The sequence below is a fragment of the Mesorhizobium qingshengii genome (genome assembly GCF_900103325.1).
GTDB classification, from domain to species: domain Bacteria; phylum Pseudomonadota; class Alphaproteobacteria; order Rhizobiales; family Rhizobiaceae; genus Mesorhizobium; species Mesorhizobium qingshengii.
The window spans coordinates 62,478-84,310 of record NZ_FMXM01000002.1; the positions used below are offsets into that span (position 1 = coordinate 62,478).

The window sequence follows — 21,833 nt, forward strand, 5'->3', positions numbered from 1 at the left end:
CGTCTATCTTCTGGCGCTGGCGCTGGCGCTCGGCAGTCGAGGTCGACCTGAGCCCTGCCAGCCTTCTTGGCGTGGCGTGCCTGATTGCACTGGGTTCGGGACTGTTCTCCACATTCTCGCTGATCATCGCCTGCATCGTGAAAACGCGCGAGCGTTTCATGGGCATCGGTCAGGTGCTGACGATGCCAATCTTCTTCGCCAGCAACGCCATCTATCCGATCGATATCATGCCGAGCTGGCTGAGGACGATCTCGCTCGCCAATCCGCTTACCTATCAGGTCGACGCCCTGCGAACGTTGATGCTGATCGGTGGACAGAGCAAGTTCGGGCTTGCGGTCGACTGCTCCGTCCTCGCGGCCGCCTTCGCGGTTTTGGTCGCGATCGCCGCAAGGCTGTATCCACGCATGACCACGTGAAGGCACTGCCGTGCCATGTGCCTCGACTGGGGCTCGCCTCGAATTGCAGCTTATCGAGAAGGTTCCGGTGTTGGCGCGAGCAATGAACCGATCCACGGCATACCTCTCTGCACCAGAGCCGCATGCCTATGACATCCGCCGAGCCGAAGAGCATAGACATTTCAGATGTGCGCCACGTCGCCCTCTTCGTTAACTTAAGAAGTTACGAACTATCAATAGGTCAGGCCAGATCTTTCTTGTTGAATGTCAGGGAATCCAATGGCTTCCGGTTAGACTGAACCGCCGGTAGCAGGTGAGTGCTTGCTATTGTCGCCGCTTTGCCGGCCTTCCCTCCGGATCATCCACAACCCAGGCAACATAGGAAGCCAAAGGGTGAAGCCGCGCAGGATCAGGGTTGCTGCGAGACTGCCTTCAACGCCTCCACCCATCAGGTGAAGCATGGCCATGCAAGTGCCTTCGAATGTCCCCAGGCCAAGTGGCACCGGCGAGAGCGTCGCCACCACGGATGCAAGCACGAAGCTGACGAAGACGCCTGCGGGATAGAGCGTCATGCCAACCGCGCGAACGACACACCACAGTGTCATTACGTCCAGCAAGAAAACGGCTATCTGGAACGCGACCGCTTCAGGATGACGCCTCCATCGCGGAGCATGTCGATGTGAACCCGCTTGAGGATATCGGCAAGCCACGCTGCCGGGCGCCAGTTGAGCACGAATTTGGGGATGAAGCGCCCGCGTGAGCGCGTCAGGGCAAGGACAGTGACGCCCAAAGTGATGACAACAGCGAAAAAGGCGATCGATAGCGATTTCCATGCCGTGCCGAGATCCCCCATGTCCCACAACAGGATGAAGGCCAGCAGCGCAACCATGAAGTAGGCGGCATAGTAGGATAGAGCCGCGACAAGCAGAGCGGTCATCGCAATCGGCGCCGAAACCCCTCGACGTTGCAGACCGCGCACGACCATCACCGTGCCACTGATACCTCCGGACGGCACAGCCTGATTGACGAAGAGCTGCACCAGCGCCAAGTTCAAAAGGCTCAAGAATGGGCGTGTTTCGCCAGCCCGCCTCAGCACGCCCCACCATACAGCCGAGGCGCATAGATAGGTTGCAGCCTGGCACAGGGCCGCTGCTGCGATCCACAGCGGATCGGCACGGCGGAGCTTGCCAACAAAAACCTGGATATCGCTGAAATGCAGGACGAAGGTAACGAGGCCGGCAAGAGCCAGGATACCAAGCACCCACCCCGCTGCAATGCCGAGCGTGAGGCCAGTTGGCTCTGGATGATCGGGAAACGGAACGTCAGCTAAAGCTGGTGGCTGCGGTACTGCAGGTTCGCGGCCACTATCGTCTGGTGCCGGTTGATTTGCGCCAACGAGCGTCAAGCTAGCTTCACCACAGCGAATGGCGCCATGCGCGCGCCGCCCGCCAAATTCAACGATGTCACGGCGTTGTGCAGAGTCGACGACGCGATGCCCCGGATGACCATTTCCGCGGAAGGTGGTGGCTCCATGCCGCGAAACCGAACCTGTGGTGTGATTTCCATGGCTGACCTCGCAACAGTAAATCCATAGTAGTCAGATTCCGCGCAGTGCGGGTCTGTGCATTGATCGGCATCAATCCGACATCCGCAGCCCCATTGCATTCTTCGGAAATTCGAGGTGACGTTCGAACACCGCGAGTACCGGCGTCAGGATCGGTATCCGATGAGGCTCTTTGTTTGCGGAGACGTGATGACCGGCCGCGGAATCGACCAGATTCCGCCGCACCCCTGCGATCCAACGTTTGCGCTTTTATTCCGATACGGATCATCTCAATCGCGCGGGGCCGGGTCGACTGGATCGTGCCTTCCGCCCCCGCCGACACCAGCTCCGACGATATCTCCGTGTCGAATATGGCGTGGAGCACGCTGGTCATCTCAGCGCTCACGTCGCCCGAGGCGGCAATGAAGCGAATGAGATGCTGGATCAGGGTCTTGGAAAATGACGCGTTGACGTTGCAGTGGGACATGTGGTCGCCGTCGCCGTACGTGTACCAGCCCAGCGCGAGCTCGGACAAGTCGCCAGTGCCGACGATGAGGCCGCCATTCTGGTTGGCGGAATAGGTAGTTCGGACAGTTTAGTCTGCACTTCCTTGCACCGAATTGACCATGATCAATGCCGCGCATGTGAAGCCGTCGATGATTTGATTTGGACGTATCCAATATCACAGAGGAAGAAATCGGCTATGAGCAGGCCCGCGCACCCGATCGAACCTTCGAGTGACCAGATCACGAAGCTATCTTCTTCTTTTTCGAAGGTGCCAAACCTTACGGACTACGCGGGCGAGTACATGCGCTTCAACTGGCGGGATGCCTGGAAGTTGCTCGACGGCCTGCCCGGCGGAAAAGGCTACAATATTGCTCACGAGGCCGTCGATCGGCATGCCGCCGGCCCAAGGGCCGACAAGGTGGCGATCCGCTGGCTCGGCAAGTCGGGTGACCGGCGAGAATTCACCTACCGCGATCTAAGCGAAGCAACCAGCCGTTTTGCAAACGCACTGATCAACCTTGGAGTTCTACCCGGTGAGCGTGTGTTCGTCCTGATGGGCCGTCTGCCTGAACTCTATGTAGCGGTTCTGGGAGCACTCAAGGCGCGCTGCGTAGTCTCACCGCTCTTCTCTGCATTCGGCCCCGAGCCGATTGCAACGCGTGTCGAGATTGGCGACGGGCGGGTCTTGGTCACGACACTCGGGCTCTACCGCCGAAAGGTGGAAAGCGTACGGGCGAAGCTTCCTGGGCTTGCCCACGTCATTGTGGTGGGCGACGAGACTTTCGAGGATGCCGGACTGCATGCTTGGTCCGCGCTGATGGAAACGGCATCAGCCCGTTTTACGATTGCCCCGACCGACCCCGAAGACATGGCGCTTCTGCATTTCACCAGCGGCACCACGGGCCGGCCAAAGGGAGCGATCCATGTGCACGGTGCGATAGCCGCGCATCATATGACTGGCATCTACGCACTCGATCTTCACGACGATGATATCTTCTGGTGTACCGCCGATCCTGGCTGGGTCACCGGGACCAGCTACGGCATTCTGGCGCCGCTGACGAACGGGGTAACCAGCGTTGTCCTCGAGGCCGAATTCGATGCGCAGACCTGGTATTCGGTGCTTCAGCACGAACGTGTGAGCGTTTGGTATACTGCACCGACCGCCATCCGTATGATGATGCGGCTGGGTTCAGACGCGGTGAAGAGCTACGATCTGTCGGCACTCCGCTTCATGGCAAGTGTTGGTGAACCCCTCAATCCTGAGGCGGTGGTGTGGGGCCAGGAAGCGTTCGGAATACCGTTTCATGACAATTGGTGGCAGACCGAAACCGGCGGCATCATGATTGCCAATTTCGCGGCACTTCCCATCAAACCGGGCTCGATGGGTCTGCCGCTGCCTGGCATCGCAGCGGCAATCGTTCGCCGCGTGAAGGATGGCGGGGTCGATGTCATGGACACGCCCATGGTCGAAGGCGAACTCGCACTCAGGAAGGGCTGGCCGTCGATGATGCGAGGCTATCTCAACGAGGAAGAGCGCTACCGCAAATGCTTCGTCGGTGACTGGTATCTGACCGGCGATCTCGCCAAGCGTGATTCCGACGGCTATTTCTGGTTCGTCGGACGAGCCGATGATGTCATCAAGTCGGCCGGCCATCTTATCGGTCCGTTCGAGGTGGAAAGCGCTCTCATGGAGCATCCGGCAGTGGCGGAGGCCGCTGTTATCGGCATACCCGATCCGACGGTCGGCGAGGTGGTCAAGGCTTTCGTCGCTCTGAAGCCCGGTCACGAGCCGAACGAGGATTTGCGCAAGGAACTCCTCGGGCACGCTCGCAAACGGCTCGGTCCCGCCGTTTCGCCAAAACAGATCGACTTCCGCGCAAACCTCCCCAAGACGCGCTCGGGCAAGATTATGCGCCGGCTGCTCAGGGCCCGCGAACTTGGGTTGCCGGAAGGGGATTTGTCGACTCTCGAAAGCGATGAGAAATGAGCGAAAGGCCACACATCGACCGTCAGCACGGGCAACAGCTTTTCAGGGATATGCTGCGCATACGCCGCTTCGAGGCCAAATGCGCCGAACTTTATCAGGCGCAGAAGATCCGCGGCTTCTTGCATCTCTATGATGGGGAGGAGGCGGTCGCAGTTGGTGTCATGCAGGCGCTCGAAGCGCACGATGCCGTCGTCGCCACTTACCGTGACCACGGCCACGCGATTGCCAGAGGCCTTGCCATGGGCTCGCTCATGGCCGAAATGTTCGGAAAGGTAGAGGGTTGCAGCCGCGGTCGTGGCGGCTCGATGCACTTTTTCGATCGGGCCAGGCGCTTCTATGGCGGCAATGCCATCGTCGGCGGCGGCTTGCCGCTTTCCATCGGCATCGCGCTCGCTGACAAGGAACTTCGTCCCGGTGCAGTCACGGCCTGCTTCTTCGGCGAAGGTGCGGCCGGCGAAGGCGAATTTCACGAGAGCATGAACCTCGCCGAGTTATGGGAACTGCCCGTCATATTCGTATGCGAGAACAATCTGTACGCCATGGGCATGCCGCTTGAGCTTGCGGAAGCCGAGACTGACATCTTCCGCAAGGCTCAAGCCTACCGCATGCCGAGCGAGAAGGTGGACGGTATGAACCCGGTCGCGGTCGAGGCCGCAGCGCGGCGGGCGGTGGAGCGGGCGCGAGGCGGAAAGGGCCCCTCCTTCCTCGAATGTCGCACCTATCGATTCCGCGCCCATTCCATGTTCGACGCCCAGCTCTACCGCACCAAAGAGGAGATAGCCCTTTGGAAGGAGCGCGACCCGGTCCCGCGAATGCAGGCGTGGCTCGAAGAGAACCACATGCTTTCCGCTGAGGAACTCAAACGCATCGAGGATCAAGTCGATGTCGAGATCGATGCAGCCGTCGCCTTCGCCGAGGCAGGCCAGTGGGAGAAGGTGGAGGATCTCGAACGTTTCGTGCTGATGGACGAGGTGCCCGAATGAGTTCCTCTGTGGCGAAACCTGTTCGAATGACCTACCGAGAGGCGTGCCGGCAGGCGATCCGAGACGCGTTGACCAACGATCCGCGCACCTTCCTCATGGGCGAGGATGTCGGCCTCTATGGCGGCTGCTACGCCGTTACCAAGGGGCTGCTCGACGAGTTCGGTCCGAGTCGTATCCGCGATACGCCGCTTGCGGAGAGTGCTTTTGTCGGCGCCGGGATTGGGGCGGCGATCGCGGGGATGCACCCGATCGTCGAAATCATGACATGCAATTTCAGCTTGCTCGCACTCGACCAGATTCTCAACAACGCCGCTTCGATCGCGCATATGTCGGGCGGGCAGTTTGCCGTGCCGCTTGTCATCCGCATGGCAACAGGCGCAGGGCGCCAACTCGCAGCCCAGCATTCCCACAGCCTCGAGGGCTGGTACGCCCATATTCCCGGCCTCAAGGTGTTGGCGCCGGGCACCGTCGAGGACGCGCGACATATGCTGAGATCGGCGTTGGCAGATCCCAATCCGGTGCTGATCTTCGAGCACATCGTGCTTTACAACGCCGAGGATGAACTCGATCCGGCGGTCGAGTCGGTGGACATTGGTTCCGCCAAAATCCGGCGGCCGGGACGCGACATAAGTGTGCTGACCTACGGCAACAGCCTGCCCAAGGCCTTGGCAGCCGCCGAGACACTTGCCAAGGAAGGCATCGAGGCAGAGGTCGTCGACCTTCGCGTTCTGCGCCCGCTCGACAATGCGACAATCTTCGAGTCCGTCACCCGCACGCGGCGCTGCATCATTGTCGACGAGGGCTGGAAGAGCGGTTCTATTTCCGCCGAGATTGCCGCACGCCTGTCGGAGGACCTATTCTTCGAACTTGACGCACCGATCCGCCGGATCTGCAGCAGTGAAGTCCCCATTCCCTATTCCCGACACATGGAAGAAGCGGCCTTGCCGCAGACGTCTGCCATCATTGAAACCGCTCGAAGCCTGGTTGGACGCCGATGAGCGATTTCCTTATGCCTTCGCTCGGAGCCGACATGGAGCGCGGCAAGCTCGTTGAGTGGCTTGTCAAACCTGGCAGCAAGGTCAGAAAAGGCGACGTGATTGCCATCGTGGAAACTCATAAAGGGGCGTTTGACGTCGACATATTCGAGGAAGGGGTGATTTCAGAGTTATGTGCCGGAGAAGGCCAAGAGGTTCCGGTTGGCGCAGTGCTGGCACGGCTCCTGCCGCCAAACGGGGTACCCGCCATCGTACCACCCGGTCCAACGGCTCCCACTGCTGCGGTGAAGGCCCCCGAAGTAGCCTTGGCAGCACCGCCCTCACCCGAAGCGTCTTCCGCCTCTGCAACACCGCCCACGGGGCAACAGAAGGTATCCTCCATCCGTCCTGCATCAAGGGCGCGTGCCAAGGTGACGCCGGCCGCTGGGCGCCGGGCGGCTGAACTTGGAATCGATCCCTACCCACTTAAGGGCACCGGAATCTACGGCTCGGTGACAATCGCCGATGTCGAGCGGGCATCAGCTTCGCAGGTCAGCCGGGAGGCATCGGCAAGACCGACAAGGCCGGGGCGTGGTTTCGATCCCCTGCAGATGCGCCAGGCAATTGCGGCGGCGATGTCACGTTCGAAGCGCGAGATCCCACACTACTACCTCACCACTACCATCGATATGGGCCCCTCATTGTCCTGGCTTGAGACGTTCAACACGGAGCGGCCGCCAGATCAGCGTCTGCTGCCCGCCACTCTGTTCCTGAAGGCCACTGCCCTGGCGCTGCGCGAGGTACCGCAGCTCAACGGCTTTTGGGAGAATGGTCGGTTTAGGCCAGGAAGCGGAATACACATCGGCTGGGCAGTGTCTTTGAGAGGTGGCGGGCTGATCGCGCCGGCCGTTCACGATGTCGACACTATGACCCTACCGGAGCTCATGAGCGCGCTGCGCGACCTCGTGGCACGTGCACGTGGTGGCGGCCTGCGCAGCTCCGAGATGACCAATCCGTCATTTACTGTAACCAGCCTCGGCGAACGCGGCGCCGATTCCGTGATCGGTGTGATTTATCCCCCTCAAGTGGCGACATTGGGTTTTGGGCGCATTGTCGTACGTCCTTGGGTCATTGACGGCAAAGTGACCGCGCGGCCCATAGTGGTGTCCTCGCTCTCAGCCGACCACCGCGCCAGCGACGGACATGCCGGCGGGCTGTTCCTCGCTGCCGTCGACCGCCTGCTTCAGGAGCCTCTCAAATTATGACCAAGGCCGAGATTCGACAGCTTGCTCTGGACATTCTCTCTGGCATCGCGCCCGAGACGGATCCTTCCGCAATTGCAGGCCACGAGGATATCCGTGAAGCCCTCGACATCGATTCAATGGATTTTCTCAATTTTGTCATAGCCCTGCACCAGCGCACGGAAATTGAAATCCCGGAGGCCGACTACCCCAAACTGTTCACTCTTGACGGGGTGGTTGCGTATCTAAGTCGATGACGCCGAGGTGGGATGGGTGCCGACAAAAGGCAATGCGGACTATGGCCGGAACGACAGATAAAGATCGCGACATGCGACCAGGCCCTCGATCTCATCAACGAGTTTCAGGGTCACAACGTTCAAGAACATCGTCTGCGAACAGCCCTCAGGACTGCGCTTCCAGAGGAGGCGGTGGTGTGACCAGCGATTTGAAGGGCGCAAGACGACACCTTGATCGGGCTTGCTACTGCCTATGTGGGGACGACGACACCAGTTGCGAGATAAGTGCATCGCTGGAGCAGTTGATTGAGGCCTCGGCGGTCATCGAGCGCATCCGTGCATCAAGCTATGTGGTGCCGCTGCGCCGGAAGGCGCAGCGGAGGCGGACTTTTTCATTAGCCCTTCACGCATCGCAATCTCAACGGACGTTCATTCGACAACGGTCTTGCGGTATGAGATACGATGCTGACCGAGCTGCTCCGCAGCTACCCCAAGGTGAATGCCATGCATTTCAGGCGCGGTAAGTTGGTGCTTGACCTGCAGCCGAGCCACCGGTCCTGATACAAAGAAGCTCAGTCCGGCATGACGGCGGAGGCGTAGGGCCCCTTCTCTCCTTCGTTCTCGGTAAAACGTACTTGAGTTCCTTCTGTAAGGGTCCCCCAATGGCTGTCGGACGCCATGCTCTCTCGCCGGAAGAAGAACTCGCGCCCATCCGGGCCTGAGATAAATCCGAAGCCTTCCTCTGGCACCAGCCTGACGACGGTGCCGTGATGCGTTTCCGGATGCGGCTTGACGCGATGCCCACTCATCTTGCGCGTGACGTCTTCCAGCTGGCGCTGTGCCGCATTGAAGCTATCTCGGATAGCAACATACACATCCTCATGAGCATGGTTTTCTTCCGAACCGTGGCCCGCGACGATTTCCCGGCCAGGCACAGTTATATCAACCCGAACATGATAGATTTTGCCCTTGTGGCCATGCCGGTGCGGCGCTTCGACCACGACGTTGCAGGATGTTATCCGGTCGTCGAAGCGCGCCAACCGCCCGATGCGCTCGCGGATGACTTCCTCCACCGACGGCGACGGCTCCATGCCGCGAAACCGGATCTGTGGTGTGATTTCCATGACTGTCCTCGAAATAAAGAATCCGTTGCAATCAAATTCCGCTCAGCACCGAGCTGATGCATTGATCGGCATCAATCCAACGCCTGCAGCCCCATTGCATTCTTCGGAAATTCGAGGTGACGTTCGAACACCGCGAATACCGGTGTCAGGATGGGTATCCGATGAGGCTCTTTGTTTGCGGAGACGTGATGACCGGCCGCGGAATCGACCAGATTCTGCCGCACCCCTGCGATCCAACGTTGTATGAGCCTAACATGCGGTCCGCTCTTGGCTATGTGGATCTTGCCGATCGCAAGTCGGGCGAGATTCCGAGGGCAGCACCCTACGACTACATCTGGGGCGATGCCCTGGATGAGATCGATCGGCGGGAACCCGATTTCAGAATCGTCAACCTCGAAACCAGCATCACCGCCGACGGCATGCCGGAAGCCAAGGGGATCAACTATCGAATGCATCCCGACAACCTTGGATGCATAACCGCAGCAGAAGTCGACTGTTGCGTGCTGGCTAACAACCATGTCGCGGACTGGGGACCCAACGGTTTGAAGGACACAGTTCAGGCTCTGGGGCGGACCGGCATTGCGACGTCGGGCGCCGGCGTAAATGCCGAAGAGGCAGCTCGGCCTGCGGTCCTCACACTGGCCGCTGGCACGCGGCTCCTGGTCTTTGCCTTTGCCTGCCCATCGAGCGGGGTTCCTGTCCATTGGGCAGCTGAGATAGGCCGTCCCGGCGTGAACTTTCTTGCGGATTTCAGCCGACACGCTGTCCAGGATATCGACCGCACCTTGGAACAGTGGAGGCGCCCTGGTGATCTTGTCGTGGTCTCAATCCATTGGGGTCTCAATTGGGGATACGATATCCCCAACGGTCATCGAAATTTTGCCCACAGTCTCGTCGACGAGGCCGGTGTTGACGTTGTCCACGGGCATTCATCGCATCATCCCTTGGGCATCGAAGTCCATGCGGGAAAGCCGATCCTCTACGGCTGCGGCGATTTCATAAACGACTATGAGGGTATCAGTGGATACGAGGCGTTCCGGCCGGACCTTGCGCTCGGCTATTTCCTCGATATCGATGATCGAACCCGCCGCCTGCGGGCAATCGAGATGGTGCCGTTTCACCTAAGGAAATTCCGCCTTGAACGCGCATCCCGCGCAGATGCCGGTTGGCTGGGCACCATGCTCGACCGCGAGTGCCGGCGCTTCGGCCATACTGTCCGCCTGACCGAAGACGATGCTCTGGCGCTGTCATGGTGAGGGCCCCTGCCCTTGGATCTTTTCTGGTCGGGCAGGAAAAACCGTAAGGAAGCCGGGATGGGCGCGCAGCTGTGGTTTCATGCTGACGCCGAATCCCAGGCAAAACGCGAGGTAGAACCGACATGGATATGATGTTCACCAGCCCAGCCTTCGACAACGACGCCTTCGTCCCGCGTCGCCATACCTGCGGCGGGGAAGATGTCTCGCCGCCCTTCAAATGGCAGGACGCACCTGAAGGCACCAAAAGCTTCGCGCTCACCTGTCACGATCCGGACGCACCGGGCGGCACATTCTTCCACTGGGCCATATTTGATATCCCCTCAAGCCAGTTGCAGCTTGCCGAACGTCTGCCGCGAACGGAGGCATTTGCTGACGGCACGAGGCAAGCGCTGAACGATTTCGGCAGGATCGGCTATGCCGGCCCCTGCCCGCCCAAGGGCCATGGCATCCACCATTATCACTTTCGGCTATTCGCACTTGATGTGGATCATCTCGACCTCGACGAGGCAGATTGCCGACAGGTCGTGGCAGCGCTACAGCCCCATGTCCTGGCTTTCACGGAAATCGTCGGCCGCTTTCAGCGCTGATCTCAATCAGAGGACGTCCACGTAACGATCAGGGATATGGCTGAGCCTCTATTTGTCGACCGCGGAGGGCCCTCCTGCGGCCACCCTGGCCCGTGCGGCGTCCATCAAAGCGATCACGTCCTGATCTCTCAATTGACGGAAATCGCGATAATAAAGACCGATCGCCTGAAAGAATTCCGGCTCTTCAAGACAGATGACATCGTCGGCCTCTTTCCTCAGCGCCTCGATCGTCTCAGGCGGGGCCACAGGAACCGCCAGTACGATGCTGCAGGGCTTGCGTCGCCTCAGGCCGCGGATCGCGGCCCGGACGGTCGCGCCTGTTGCGATCCCGTCATCGACGATGATCGCAATCCGGTTCTTGACATCGACACCATGGCGATCGCCAACGTAGAGACGACGTCGGCGTTCGATTTCGGCGAGTTCCCTTTCGCATGACTTGTCAAACTCCGCCGCCGACACCCAGGCAAGGCGAATGACATCTTCGTTGCGCACAACGATGGGATCATCGCCATCGATGATCGCGCCCATGGCGAGCTCAGGTTGGGTTGGTACCCCAATCTTACGCACCAGAAGCAGGTCGAGTGGAGCCTTCAGATAGGAGGCCACCTCTGCCGCCACCGGTACGCCGCCGCGGGGCAAGGCCAGTACCACGACATTGTCGCCTCGATAGCGATCAAGGGCCTTGCCCAGCCGTTTTCCTGCCTCGGAGCGATCTGTGAACGGCATGGGATCAACCCTCTCTCGCATTGCGGGCGGCCGGCGAGAGGTAGCGCGTGAACCACACGCTCGCCTCGGCGACAACGGCATCGAGCGCACCTGGCTCTGAAAAAAGATGGCTCGCGCCCGGAATGACTTTCAGCTCCTTGGGACAGGTGAGACAAGCGAGCGCCGATCTGTTCAGCGCAAGAACATCCTGGTCGTTGCCGCCGACAATCAGCAACGTCGGCGCACGCACCTCTTCCAGTGCAGCCGCCGCCATATCCGGTCGTCCGCCGCGCGACACGACGGCGCCTATCCTGTCTCCGAACGCCGCGGCCGAGACGAGGGCAGCTGCAGCACCAGTGCTTGCGCCAAACAATCCGACAGGCAATTTGTCCGTTCGCGGGTCCGCGAAGGTCCAATTCAAGGCTGTAGTCAGGCGCTCTGCGAGCAGCGGAACGTCGAAAACATTGGATCTATCCGCCTCTTCGTCCTGCGTCAGCAAATCGAACAGCAAAGTGGCAAATCCGGCATGATTGAGGGCTTCCGCCACATAGGTGTTGCGCGGGCTGAACCGGCTTGAACCGCTGCCGTGAGCGAAGGCAATGATGCCACGTGACTGTTGCGGAATGCGCAGCGATCCGACCAATCCAATCGGAGGGATCAAAACCTCGGCGACTTCCGCGCGATCACTGGGGTACGATTTGGGACTCCTGCTCATCGCTTCACTCCAGGCCGGTCTGATTTCAAGACCGTGACAGAGCTTTGCGGTTGGCCGTGCTGCTTCGAGGGCGCACAATGTTCGACATCAATCGGGCCGGTGAGCGTTCCAAGTGCGACCAGAACTTGACGCAGCACGTCAGTCTCTTCGCCAGGCATGCCTTCATCGAGAGCGACGGCCTCTTCTTCCGCATTGTAGAGCCAGCGACGGAGGATCTCGATCTTCTGTTCCTTTGATAGCGTTGTTCGCGCCAAGACATTCTCCGGCTGACCAAAGATCGATGCCGGGTCGTTCAAGGCCTCTTCGAGATCAATCGCTGCCATCGAATTCAATCCCTGGGCGTGGGGAGACGACGCCTATCGGTCCGATGCAAGGTCCATAATAGTATACTCACGCGCAGCAGTTATTCATGCGACGCTCAGCGCGGCATTGATGCCGATCAACGAATGTGAAAAACGATGCCTGCAAGACCAGGCGGACAAGGCGGGAAAGTTGACGATAGACCTCGCTACGATTTCTGCCCTTTCCACGGGTTACTCGACGTTCGTTCCCCAACGCCGGTGAAGAAATCGCTCCCAAGGTGAAAAAAGGATCCTGTCAGCCAGCGAACCGATGAGCACGATCATCGCCATGGCGCCGATTACCTGATCCATCGCCTGCAACTCCCGCCCATAGTGCAGCAGTTGACCAAGGCCAAATCCCGTCAGGATAGTCACATAAATCTCTGCCGCCATCAGCGAACGCCACGCGAAAGCCCAACCTTGCTTCATGCCGCTCACCAGGAACGGCAAGGATGCAGGTAGCATCACCCTGGTCCACAGATGCAGCCCCCGCGATCCCATGGTTCGCGCTGCGCGGGCATAGATCGGCGGAATTGTGCGTGCGCCGTGATCCGTTGCGATGATAACCGACCAAACAGTTCCCATGACGACCACGAACAGCATCGCGCCTTCGGTCTGGCCGAACCACAGAAGTGCGAGGGGTACCCAACATACGCTCGGCAACGTCTGCAGCCCAAGCGCTAGCGCTCCGACCGTGTCCTCCAGCATTTGTGAGGAACTTGTGACCAACCCGAGCGGCAAACCGATCAGCAAGCCGATCGCATAGCCAGCCAGAAGCCGCTTCATCGTTACAAAAATCGCCTCGACAAGGGTCCCATCCAACAGTGCTCCCCAAAGATACTCAGCAACGCTCCATGGTGAGGGAAACAGAACGGGCGACCACCGCCCACTGCCGGCAGCGATGCCCCAAATTCCCAGCAAGGCCAAGAAAAAGAGTGAGGGGACAACAATACGCCTCATTCAGGCACCCCTCCTCCAACTGTGCCACGGAGGGCATCGGCGATGCGCGCTGCGTGCCCTACCAGCTCGACGTCATAGATGCTTCGCGGCCGTGGCAACGGAATGTCAAACGCCTGGATAATCTTTCCCGGCGCCTGCGACATGAGCAGTACCCGATCACCCAGACAGACCGCCTCGCGCATGTTGTGAGTGACAAAGACGATCGTCTTGCCACTGTCGCGCCAGATGCGTTGAACGTCGTCGTAGAGGTGCTCCCGGGTCATCGCATCGAGCGCGCCAAACGGCTCATCCATAAGAAGCACTTGTGGATCCGCGGCAAGGGCGCGCGCCAATGCCACGCGCTGTTTCATGCCACCCGACAATTCGTGAACATGCACCCGCTTGAACTTCTCCAGCCCGACCAAGCCAAGGAACCGGTGTGCAATCTCGCGACGCTCGCCATTGGTAAGCTCGGGGCAGAGCTTCAGGCCGAACATGACGTTGCCGAACACGTCCAGCCACGGAAACAGCGACGGCTCCTGGAACACGACCAGCCGCTGCCGCCCGGGACCAGTGACCAGCTGACCGTCGGCGAGCACGTGCCCAGAGTCCGGCTTGGTCAGCCCGGCAATGATATCGAGGAGCGTTGACTTGCCACAACCGCTCGGTCCGACAAGGCAAACCACCTCGCCCGCAGCGACCTGCATCGAAATGCCGTCGAGTGCGTGTACGGTTGCCCGTGGCGTGCGGAACCACTTCGACACGCTTTCCACAATGAGCTTGCTTGAGGCTCCAGAGACATGCTCGGGTGTCACGCCCTGCCTTTGCGCCTCAGCCATGTTCATGGAACGTCAAGAAATCGCGACAAATCGGGTACGGCGTGCAGGAAGCCGACTTGCTGAGCGCTGCTGACAAATCTCTGTAACGTTTCAAGCGAGATGTCGCTGGTCACCGTCAAGCGCGACCACGCACGCGCAACAAGCTCTGGCGCCATATCGGTCCTGAACTGGAGCCTGAGTTCCTCCCTGACCATGCGCTGAGCTTCGGCAGGATTGTGGTTGATCCAGTCGGTCAGATCCCGGTGGGCGGCTGCGAAGCGAGCTACAACCTCCCGATGCGATGATAGAAACTCAGCACGCGACACGAGGATGGTGGTGACCGCATTTTTCTCCTCGACCAACACCTTGCCACCGGCTTCTTGCTCAAGGCGCGTTACCCATGGCTCAACGGTCCAAACAGCGTCGAGTTGTCTGGTCTTGAAAAGTGCCAGCTGATCAGGATTGGCCGTCGGTAGGACCAACGCGTCGCCGCCAGTTTGCGTGATCCGCAGTCCACCTGCCATGAGCCAAGCCCGCGCAGCAACATCCTGAGTATTTCCGAACTGAGGGGTACCGATACGTTTGCCGCGAAAGTCCGATGGGGTGGCGAGGTTCGCATCGGGCTGCACAACGAGCGCAGATCCTCCATTTACCGCTCCGGCGATCACGCGAATCTCCTGCCCGTCAGAGCGTGCGTAAGCATTGATAGCCGGATTCGGTCCAACGTAGGCAAGGTCGAGGCTTCCAGCAAAGATCGCCTCCATGGCGCTGGGACCGGCGTTGTACGCGTACCATTCGACCTTGACATCCTGGCCGATGCGCGCCGCAAACCAGCTCCGGCCCTGCCGTTCGAAATTTCTGGCTACCAGCGCTTGAGCGTGGGTGATGTTCGGAAAATGACCAACCCGCAGCGTGATGCCCTCCCCGCAAGCGGTCGATGGTACAAACACCGACACGCCCAAGGCGGCTAACAACGCCAACACCCGTCGAGGCTGAAGATGAGAGATCGACAACAAAGTGCGCCGACCCGCGTGGATTTCTCTCCTGCCGATCAATGGGCGCGGTATCCGGCGGAGGATCCCAAGGACGGCCCAAAGCACGCTCTCAGCGCGCCGGTGTAGCTCGCCGACCACGATTTCCCTCCAATACTTTGAGCCCTATGTCACGCAAGCGCCAATCCATAAGGGCCGACCCTGTCGACGCATTGATGCCGATCAACTCTTGGCCAGTGCAGAGGCGGTTCATCAAAAACCTGGATCGCGTTCCCACGTAAGTAACGGATTGTCACGAGCGTGCTTCTCATGCCATCTCGGTCCTGGCCCGCGCATATAGTGAAGTTCGGGCCGGTACGGGTCGAACAAATCTGTCGCAAGCCCTTGCAGTGCACTTGCAATGAGCTGACCTCTCCAAGAGGAGACGGCGATAACTTTGGATATCAGGTGTGCGCAGATCATCAATCCACCCCCTATGTCAGCCTACTTGAGTTGACCTCCCGTGCCCATCAGGTGCTTCAACTGAACATCGAGACGTCGTTTGCACATTGCATTTCAGTGCAAGAACGCCTTCCCGACAATTCGGTCTTACCCTTAGGGGAATCTACGAAGTGCCGCCCTTCAGGTCCGGTGGTCTTCTCACCTTCAGACGTGTCGACATGGTGTTCTGAACAGTCCCGAGCCGCGAGGCGATCTCGCCCGCCGGAATGCCTTCGGGCCCGGCGCGCACGAGCTGCTGGAAAACTTCGAGCCTAGTGTCCTTGGCCAAAGGCTCCGAGAGGCTCCACCGCAAGCTTCTTATCCACAGGCGAGGTATCCACGCTTATGGAAATGTCAGATTGAATCAGCAGGGAGGTCATCGGTTTGTAAAGATCCGTCGATCCGATTTGACGGCTCGGCACCTCGAACCGTCGTTTTCACTCTGAGGGGCGATCTTCCCGATCAGTCGGTGCCGGGGACCGGCGGCTGCCAGCCAGCGATTATGCTTTCGGGAACCGCGCGTTCAAGGGACGGACGCGCTCCGGCGTAAGTACCGATGGCAATGAAACCTACCAAATTCTCGTGAGGTCCGAGCCCGAACGATCGGACGAGGGCGCTTGTGCTGACCTTCTTGCCGCTGACGATCATGGCGCTGAAGCCGATATCCTCGGCCGCGAGCAGCATGTTCTGGATCGCGGCTCCGATCGAAATCCATTGTTCGCTTTCGGGTATCACCGGATGTGCTGTTTCGACGCGGCCGACAACCGCGATCAGGCACGGCGCGTTGTAGGCCTTTTCCGCCTCGCGCTTTGCGGAGTCACCGAAATTGTTCGGGTCAAGTTCGAGTGCCGCGTCATGGAATGCAGAGGCCAACGCTTCGCGGTCCTCATCGTGGATGACGATGAATCGCCACGGTCGCAGACGGCCGTGGTCCGGCGCGGCAACGGCAGCCTCCACCATAAGCCGGATCTGGCGTTCGTCCGGACCAGGCGCAGTCAGTCTTCGCGGCGAAATCGAACGCCGCGCAAGAATTGCATTGATGATGGGATTCTCTCCGGCCATCGCCGTCGAAACCTACTGGCAACAGAAGGATTCAAAGCGCAGCGGCATGCCGCGCTCGATCGAGCCGACGTCAGGCGGAAGCATGGCGATGCCATCAGCGAGAGCCATCGCCATCAGACTTGCCGACGAGCCACGACCGAGCATATCCAGAACGGGACGTCCGAATTCGTCACGGCCCGTGACCCGGACAGAAACGAACTCGGTCCGCCCGAGCCGTTTCTCATAGGCAAATCCTGCCACCGCCGGTGACCAGTCAGCTTCCACGCTGCGCAGTCCCGCGATCGCCCGGATCGCTGGCAGCGCGATCTGGCGAAAGGTCACCAGAGCAGCGTTAGGATTGCCGGGGAGTCCAGCGAACAGCATTGTCCCGATCATTCCGATCTTCACGGGCTTTCCCGGCCGCATTGCCACCTTGAGAATATCCAGCGTGCCACCGTGCTGCCCGAGCGCCGACACGACGTGATCCTCTTCGCCGGCGGAAACGCCACCTGTGGTGACGAGTACGTCGCAACGCGACGCCGCTTCGCCGAATGTCCGGACCAGCGCGTCGCGCCGATCGGGAACGATGCCGAAGTCAATGATCTCGGCCCAGGAAGCTGCCGACAGCATTGCCCGGATCATGACACGATTGGAATTGTAGATCTGTCCGAGATCGAGGATCTCGCCGGGTTCCTTCAGTTCGGTCCCCGTGGAGATCAGGCCGATGCGAACCTTCCGGAGCACCTCCACCTCGGCCATTCCCTGGCCCGCCAAAAGCGCAAGCCGTTGAGGCGACAGTTGGTCTCCAGCGCCCATCAGGCGCTTCCCGACCCGCACATCCTCGCCCGCGTTGCGAATGTTTTCTCCGCGCCGCGGGAGCGTTGTGATGACGACGGCATCGTTTGTGCGTTCGCAGTGCTCCTGCATGACGACGGCGTCGAACCCTGCGGGCACCGGTGCACCAGTGAAGATGCGCAGCGCTTCTTTCGAAGCAGATGGCTGTTCGGAACAGGTCTCACCTGCCGCGATCCTGCCGCTGACCGAAAAAGTCCACGGACCAGCCCCGACGAAATCAGCCAACCTTACCGCGTAGCCGTCCATCGCCGAATTGTCGAACGGCGGCAGGTCGATCGATCCGAAGAGGTCGCGAGCGAGGATCCGGCCCCTCGCCGCCATCAGCGGCACATGCTCCGTTTCGCGCACGGTCCTGGCGATCGCGATTGCCTTGGCGGCGGCGATATCGACGGAGATAACCTTGCCGCTGGCACCCGCCGGGCAGGATTCGTTTGTCAGGGCGATGGCAGTTTCCATGGGGCCTCTAATTGGGAATGCTCTTCAGGTATGCAATGACGTTCTGAATGTCTTCAGGTTTTTTCAGTCCGGCGAACGCCATTTTCGTGCCTGGAACAATCGCCTTCGGCTCAACGAGATACTTGGCCAGCGTCTCCTCGTTCCAAACCAGGCCTCCTGCTCCTGCTGTGGCCATCGCTTTCGAATAGTTGAATCCTGTAACGGTTCCCGCCGTGCGGCCGATCAGACCGCCGAGATGGGGGCCCACCTTGTTGGTCGTGCTGTCGGCCGCGTGGCAGACCGCGCATTTCTTGAAAACCGTCTTGCCTGCTTCAACGTCCTGCGCATTGGCCGCGGTCACACACGCAGTCAGAACGGAGACGGCAACGAAAACGCTTTCGCACTTCACTCAATTTCTCCCTTTTGGAAAGTCGACGGGTCCAAGGAAATCCCGCCGCGGGCTTGCGAACGCCAGGCCCGCGGCGGAGCGAGTGAAGAACTCTACGACGCCTGATATTCCAAAGACTTGAACGTCAAATGCTTCACACCTTCGGGCGCGTCCGAGATCTTTCGGATATCTGCCCAAGTCTGCTTGTAGTTTGGAATCACCAGTTCGTTGACGCCGTCGTTGATGACATTGCCCATCACCCCGGTCGGGAATCCGAACAGCATGAAGGTCTCGCCTTTCTTGGCCGTAGGCGTCGGATAGACCATAGCCTGGGTCGAGCCATCGTCGTTGAAGACCTCGACCAGATCACCGGCCTTGACCCCCAGTTCGGCCATGTCGTCCGGATTCACCTGGATGTAGGGGAACGGCATGCGGTCCATGACGAAGTCGTTGGCCTGATCGAGGAAGGCATTTTGCCAAATGAGATTGGCCCGCCCGTTGTTGATCAGATATTTGAACTTCGCCTTCTGCGCGTCCTTGCCAGGCGCCTGGAAGCCGCGCCATGGAGCATCCATGAACTGGGCTTTGCCGCCCTCCCCGGAAAACACGCCATCCGCGTAAAGGCGCTTCGTGCCGACGATCTTGCCGTCCGTAAAGGCCGTGGCCGGTTCCTGGAAGCCGTTGTTGCCCATGGCTTTCAACCGCTCGTAGGTGACGTGCTTGCCGCCGCCAGCATTCTGATGATAGCCGTCCATGAAGGCGTCCTCTTCGGTCTTCCAGTCAAAGCCCTTGAACTGGTCGGCATACTTGGTGTCGCCCATGTCGCGGAGCACCTTCTCCAGGTGCTGGGCCAGTCCGGCTGCGATCAGGCAATCAGGCTTGGCGTTGCCAGGCGGGTCCATATAGCGCTCGACAAGCCTCATACGGCGCTCGCCGTTCATGGAAGTGAGGTTCATCTCGCCGGACTCCGCCGCCGGCAGCCAGACGTGGCTCGCCGCGCCAATCTTCGAGGGGATGATGTCGACGTCGACCGAGAACAGACCTCCGGCCTTGATCGCGGCTGTGATCGCCTTGACCATTCCATCGCGGTCACCATAGGGCACGGCATTCATCGCATCCTTCACGATGTCGGTGCGCTTCTTGTAGACCATGTTGAACTGATGGGCATTCAACGTGGTCTTGTAGTGGTCGCAGGCCCAGATGTGATGAACGCCGCCCTTGCCTTCGATCAGCAGCTTGTCGACATAAGCCGCTGGCCTTCCGACATGCGCGTCGGACGGACGCACGTAACCTTCCTGGTGTCCGCCCAGGCGAACCACGCCGCCGCCTTCGCGTCCGATGTTGCCCGTCGCCAGCGCGATGTTCACGAGGGCGCCGTTGGTGCGGTAGTTGTCGTTGCCCCAGATCAGGCCCTTTTCGTAGCCGATCATGGTGCGCCGCCGCTTGCCGCCCTCCTTGGGCATGGCAATCCATTCGGCCGCCTTGACGATATCCTCCGCCTTCAGGCCGGTGATCTTGGCAGCCTCGTCGATCGAGAGTTTGCAGCCTTCCACCGCGCCCGAATAGTTCGTCAGGTGACCGGGTTTGCCGTCAGCCTCGCCGCGTGCCGGGTAGAGCGCTGGCCGTGGCTTGCCTTCCTGGACCGTGCTGTTCTTGATGAAGTCGTTGTCAGTCCATCCCTTGTCGGAGATGTAGGTGAAGAGTGCGTTGAAGAGCGCAAGGTCCGTTCCCGAATTGACAGCGAGATGGAGGACATTGTCCTTCCCGGCTTCCGCCTCGCAAGCGTTTACCGTGACCGTGCGACGAGGGTCGACGATGATGATCCTCGCCGCTGCGTGCGGCTCGTCGGGCATTTGCGCCTTCTTCTTGTCGAGCGTCGCACCCCGCAGATTGGGTATCCAGTGATTGAGAAAATAGTTGGTCTGGGTCTCGAGCGGGTTGGTGCCAACAGCCATGATCGTATCGGCCAGTTCGGCATCCTCGTAGCAATTGTTCAGTTCACCGACCCCCATGTCGCGCGTGGCGTGAACTTCGGAGTTGTAGGCCGGCCGGTTGTGGATGCGGACATTCTTGACCTTCATCGAGCCGAAATAGAGCTTTCCAGTGCCCCAGGTGTTCTCGTAGCCGCCGGCTGAGCCACCATGGTCGAACATGGAGACGAACAGCCCATCTTCGCCCTGATCCTTGACCACGGCGGCTGTCACCCTTGCGACGAGGTCGAGCGCGTCGTCCCAGGAGGTCGGCTGCATCTGGCCATATCGCCAGACCATGGGCGAGGTCAGGCGCTGCTGCTGTGTTCCGCGCGTGGCGCTGAAGCGGTTTTCAGCCATGCGGGCGCCACGGATCGATCCCAGTCCGGAATTCACCTCGCATTCCTTGTCCGGCTTGATGACGATGTGGACGTCCTGGCCGTTCTGCTTGACCACATTGTACATGGCGGGCGCATACCAGGCGTCCGTCTCGGCGGCTTGCTGCTGAGAAAGATCGACCCCGAAAGCGTTGGAGGCGGCATCGGTGCCGCCCTGCTTGTTGGTCGGCCACGTGTAGGCGTGATAGCCGCAGCCGACGATGCAGTAGTGGCAAGTGACGTTGTGCTTCTTGGCGTCGGCCGGAACGATCGGCAGACGGTCGATGTGACGTTTGTAAGCCATGATCCGATCCTCCCTTAAAGTACGTTGCTCAGGCGGCCGTAGAGGAGTTCGTCGACTCCCTCGGCATAGATGTCGCCCTTGGCGTCGATGCGCAGCGCGTATTGGGGAAGGTTGGCCGTCGACTGGCCCCAGATCTGCTGCCCTCCGGCATCCGCGTCGAAGCGCGAATAGTGGCCAGGACAGTTGAAGGAGTGATCTTCGGCGTTGTAGTTGAGCGGGAATCCCTTATGTGGGCATACAGTCGAGAACCCGACGATGTCTCCTTCAGCACCGGCACCGCCTTCCACTTTGGTTCCAAGCTTGAGCAACACGCCGGGCGCGTTCTCGTCTGGATAGTTGACCTCCAGCGGTTCGTTGACCTTCAGGTCGGCAACGTTGGCCAACTTGTTCGAAGGGTATTCGACCAGGGCGAGACCCGGTGCGGCCTTGGCCTGAGATTGCGCCGGCAAGGCCACTGCCGTGGCCATCCCTGCGGCGGCAAATGCCCCTCCCCTCAGAAATTGACGGCGACCGACGTCGACCAGCTTGTTGCAGCGATCCATGCATTCCTCCCATTGGCGAAGTCTTCTCCGCCAGGAGTGTAGCAACACCCATGCCAAACGAGCGGGTCGCTCATTTCATTAGGGAAAGTGCATTGAAT

Annotated in this window: 24 protein-coding genes; 8 read left to right on the forward strand and 16 right to left on the reverse strand. The window is 60.0% G+C overall.

All coding sequences use genetic code 11. From position 1 onward, the window contains the following. The first annotated feature begins 71 nt into the window (after positions 1 to 71). Positions 72 to 416 (forward strand): ABC transporter permease, encoded by a 345-nt coding sequence (locus BLS48_RS36520; protein WP_280142497.1) that lies wholly within the window; start codon positions 72 to 74, stop codon positions 414 to 416. A gap of 269 nt (positions 417 to 685) precedes the next feature. Here BLS48_RS36520 and BLS48_RS36525 read toward each other — a convergent pair whose 3' ends face one another. From BLS48_RS36525 to BLS48_RS35515, 3 genes are all read right to left on the reverse strand, one after another. Next, positions 686 to 1,105 carry a lysylphosphatidylglycerol synthase transmembrane domain-containing protein gene (locus BLS48_RS36525; protein WP_167364889.1) on the reverse strand — a complete coding sequence of 140 codons (420 nt, stop codon included), beginning with the start codon at positions 1,103 to 1,105 and terminating at the stop codon, positions 686 to 688. Next, a complete protein-coding gene (locus tag BLS48_RS35510) occupies positions 1,021 to 1,656 on the reverse strand; it encodes a lysylphosphatidylglycerol synthase domain-containing protein (protein WP_167364890.1) in 636 nt (211 codons plus the stop codon). Before BLS48_RS35510 ends, BLS48_RS36525 begins: the two co-directional genes overlap by 85 nt. A 140-nt stretch (positions 1,657 to 1,796) precedes the next feature. Next, on the reverse strand, positions 1,797 to 1,961 hold the full coding sequence (locus BLS48_RS35515) for a hypothetical protein (protein WP_167364891.1): 165 nt from the start codon (positions 1,959 to 1,961) through the stop codon (positions 1,797 to 1,799). A 464-nt stretch (positions 1,962 to 2,425) separates the two neighbouring features. On the opposite strand from BLS48_RS35515, the gene acsA reads away from it, so the two are divergent. From acsA to BLS48_RS00310, 5 genes are read left to right on the forward strand one after another with little or no spacing between them, the layout of a single operon-like run. Beyond that, positions 2,426 to 4,432 (forward strand): acetate--CoA ligase, encoded by a 2,007-nt coding sequence (acsA, locus tag BLS48_RS00290; protein ID WP_244529474.1) that lies wholly within the window; start codon positions 2,426 to 2,428, stop codon positions 4,430 to 4,432. Further along, entirely contained in the window at positions 4,429 to 5,415 is a 987-nt protein-coding gene (gene pdhA, locus BLS48_RS00295; protein ID WP_091574571.1) for a pyruvate dehydrogenase (acetyl-transferring) E1 component subunit alpha, read from the forward strand. The genes acsA and pdhA overlap by 4 nt, the downstream gene beginning before the upstream one ends. Positions 5,416 to 5,441: 26 nt before the next feature. Continuing rightward, a complete protein-coding gene (locus tag BLS48_RS00300) occupies positions 5,442 to 6,413 on the forward strand; it encodes an alpha-ketoacid dehydrogenase subunit beta (protein ID WP_244529475.1) in 972 nt (323 codons plus the stop codon). Beyond that, positions 6,410 to 7,654: a dihydrolipoamide acetyltransferase family protein gene (locus BLS48_RS00305; RefSeq protein ID WP_091574577.1), complete on the forward strand. Its 1,245-nt coding sequence runs from the start codon at positions 6,410 to 6,412 to the stop codon at positions 7,652 to 7,654. Before BLS48_RS00300 ends, BLS48_RS00305 begins: the two co-directional genes overlap by 4 nt. Further along, positions 7,651 to 7,887 carry an acyl carrier protein gene (locus BLS48_RS00310; protein WP_091574579.1) on the forward strand — a complete coding sequence of 79 codons (237 nt, stop codon included), beginning with the start codon at positions 7,651 to 7,653 and terminating at the stop codon, positions 7,885 to 7,887. Before BLS48_RS00305 ends, BLS48_RS00310 begins: the two co-directional genes overlap by 4 nt. A 551-nt stretch (positions 7,888 to 8,438) precedes the next feature. On the opposite strand, the gene BLS48_RS00315 is transcribed toward BLS48_RS00310, so the two are convergent. Further along, positions 8,439 to 8,990 carry an HPF/RaiA family ribosome-associated protein gene (locus BLS48_RS00315; RefSeq protein ID WP_091574581.1) on the reverse strand — a complete coding sequence of 184 codons (552 nt, stop codon included), beginning with the start codon at positions 8,988 to 8,990 and terminating at the stop codon, positions 8,439 to 8,441. 116 nt (positions 8,991 to 9,106) lie between these two features. Between BLS48_RS00315 and BLS48_RS00320 the strand changes: the two genes are divergently transcribed. Together BLS48_RS00320 and BLS48_RS00325 are read left to right on the forward strand one after the other, a co-directional pair. Continuing rightward, positions 9,107 to 10,246 carry a CapA family protein gene (locus BLS48_RS00320; protein WP_244529476.1) on the forward strand — a complete coding sequence of 380 codons (1,140 nt, stop codon included), beginning with the start codon at positions 9,107 to 9,109 and terminating at the stop codon, positions 10,244 to 10,246. Between the two features lie 122 nt (positions 10,247 to 10,368). Beyond that, positions 10,369 to 10,833 (forward strand): YbhB/YbcL family Raf kinase inhibitor-like protein, encoded by a 465-nt coding sequence (locus BLS48_RS00325; RefSeq protein ID WP_244529477.1) that lies wholly within the window; start codon positions 10,369 to 10,371, stop codon positions 10,831 to 10,833. 48 nt (positions 10,834 to 10,881) lie between these two features. Here the strand turns inward: BLS48_RS00325 and BLS48_RS00330 are convergent, their stop codons facing one another. The 12 genes from BLS48_RS00330 to BLS48_RS00390 all read right to left on the reverse strand — a co-directional run bounded on the left by BLS48_RS00330 (position 10,882) and on the right by BLS48_RS00390 (position 21,735). Beyond that, positions 10,882 to 11,559: a phosphoribosyltransferase gene (locus tag BLS48_RS00330; RefSeq protein WP_091574586.1), complete on the reverse strand. Its 678-nt coding sequence runs from the start codon at positions 11,557 to 11,559 to the stop codon at positions 10,882 to 10,884. 4 nt (positions 11,560 to 11,563) lie between these two features. Beyond that, entirely contained in the window at positions 11,564 to 12,253 is a 690-nt protein-coding gene (locus tag BLS48_RS00335) for a dienelactone hydrolase family protein (RefSeq protein ID WP_091574587.1), read from the reverse strand. Beyond that, on the reverse strand, positions 12,250 to 12,576 hold the full coding sequence (locus BLS48_RS00340; RefSeq protein WP_208604564.1) for a hypothetical protein: 327 nt from the start codon (positions 12,574 to 12,576) through the stop codon (positions 12,250 to 12,252). Before BLS48_RS00340 ends, BLS48_RS00335 begins: the two co-directional genes overlap by 4 nt. A gap of 210 nt (positions 12,577 to 12,786) precedes the next feature. Beyond that, complete coding sequence (locus BLS48_RS00345; RefSeq protein WP_091574589.1) at positions 12,787 to 13,554, reverse strand: ABC transporter permease; 768 nt, start codon at positions 13,552 to 13,554, stop codon at positions 12,787 to 12,789. Further along, the gene (locus BLS48_RS00350; RefSeq protein ID WP_244529478.1) at positions 13,551 to 14,378 is read right to left on the reverse strand and encodes an ABC transporter ATP-binding protein; all 828 of its coding nucleotides are present in this window, start codon (positions 14,376 to 14,378) and stop codon (positions 13,551 to 13,553) included. The genes BLS48_RS00345 and BLS48_RS00350 overlap by 4 nt, the downstream gene beginning before the upstream one ends. Next, entirely contained in the window at positions 14,375 to 15,406 is a 1,032-nt protein-coding gene (locus tag BLS48_RS00355; RefSeq protein ID WP_244529479.1) for an ABC transporter substrate-binding protein, read from the reverse strand. The genes BLS48_RS00350 and BLS48_RS00355 overlap by 4 nt, the downstream gene beginning before the upstream one ends. A 541-nt stretch (positions 15,407 to 15,947) precedes the next feature. Then, positions 15,948 to 16,136 carry a winged helix-turn-helix domain-containing protein gene (locus BLS48_RS00365; protein ID WP_091574592.1) on the reverse strand — a complete coding sequence of 63 codons (189 nt, stop codon included), beginning with the start codon at positions 16,134 to 16,136 and terminating at the stop codon, positions 15,948 to 15,950. Positions 16,137 to 16,285: 149 nt separating this feature from the next. Further along, on the reverse strand, positions 16,286 to 16,885 hold the full coding sequence (locus tag BLS48_RS00370; RefSeq protein WP_091574595.1) for a nitroreductase family protein: 600 nt from the start codon (positions 16,883 to 16,885) through the stop codon (positions 16,286 to 16,288). A gap of 12 nt (positions 16,886 to 16,897) precedes the next feature. Continuing rightward, a complete protein-coding gene (locus BLS48_RS00375) occupies positions 16,898 to 18,175 on the reverse strand; it encodes a molybdopterin molybdotransferase MoeA (protein ID WP_091574597.1) in 1,278 nt (425 codons plus the stop codon). Positions 18,176 to 18,182: 7 nt separating this feature from the next. Next, the gene (locus tag BLS48_RS00380) at positions 18,183 to 18,563 is read right to left on the reverse strand and encodes a c-type cytochrome (protein ID WP_091574600.1); all 381 of its coding nucleotides are present in this window, start codon (positions 18,561 to 18,563) and stop codon (positions 18,183 to 18,185) included. A 92-nt stretch (positions 18,564 to 18,655) separates the two neighbouring features. After that, positions 18,656 to 21,193, reverse strand: a complete 2,538-nt coding sequence (locus BLS48_RS00385; protein ID WP_091574602.1) for an arsenate reductase (azurin) large subunit — start codon at positions 21,191 to 21,193, stop codon at positions 18,656 to 18,658. A 14-nt stretch (positions 21,194 to 21,207) separates the two neighbouring features. Beyond that, a complete protein-coding gene (locus tag BLS48_RS00390) occupies positions 21,208 to 21,735 on the reverse strand; it encodes an arsenate reductase (azurin) small subunit (protein WP_091574605.1) in 528 nt (175 codons plus the stop codon). Between the last annotated feature and the right edge of the window lie 98 nt (positions 21,736 to 21,833).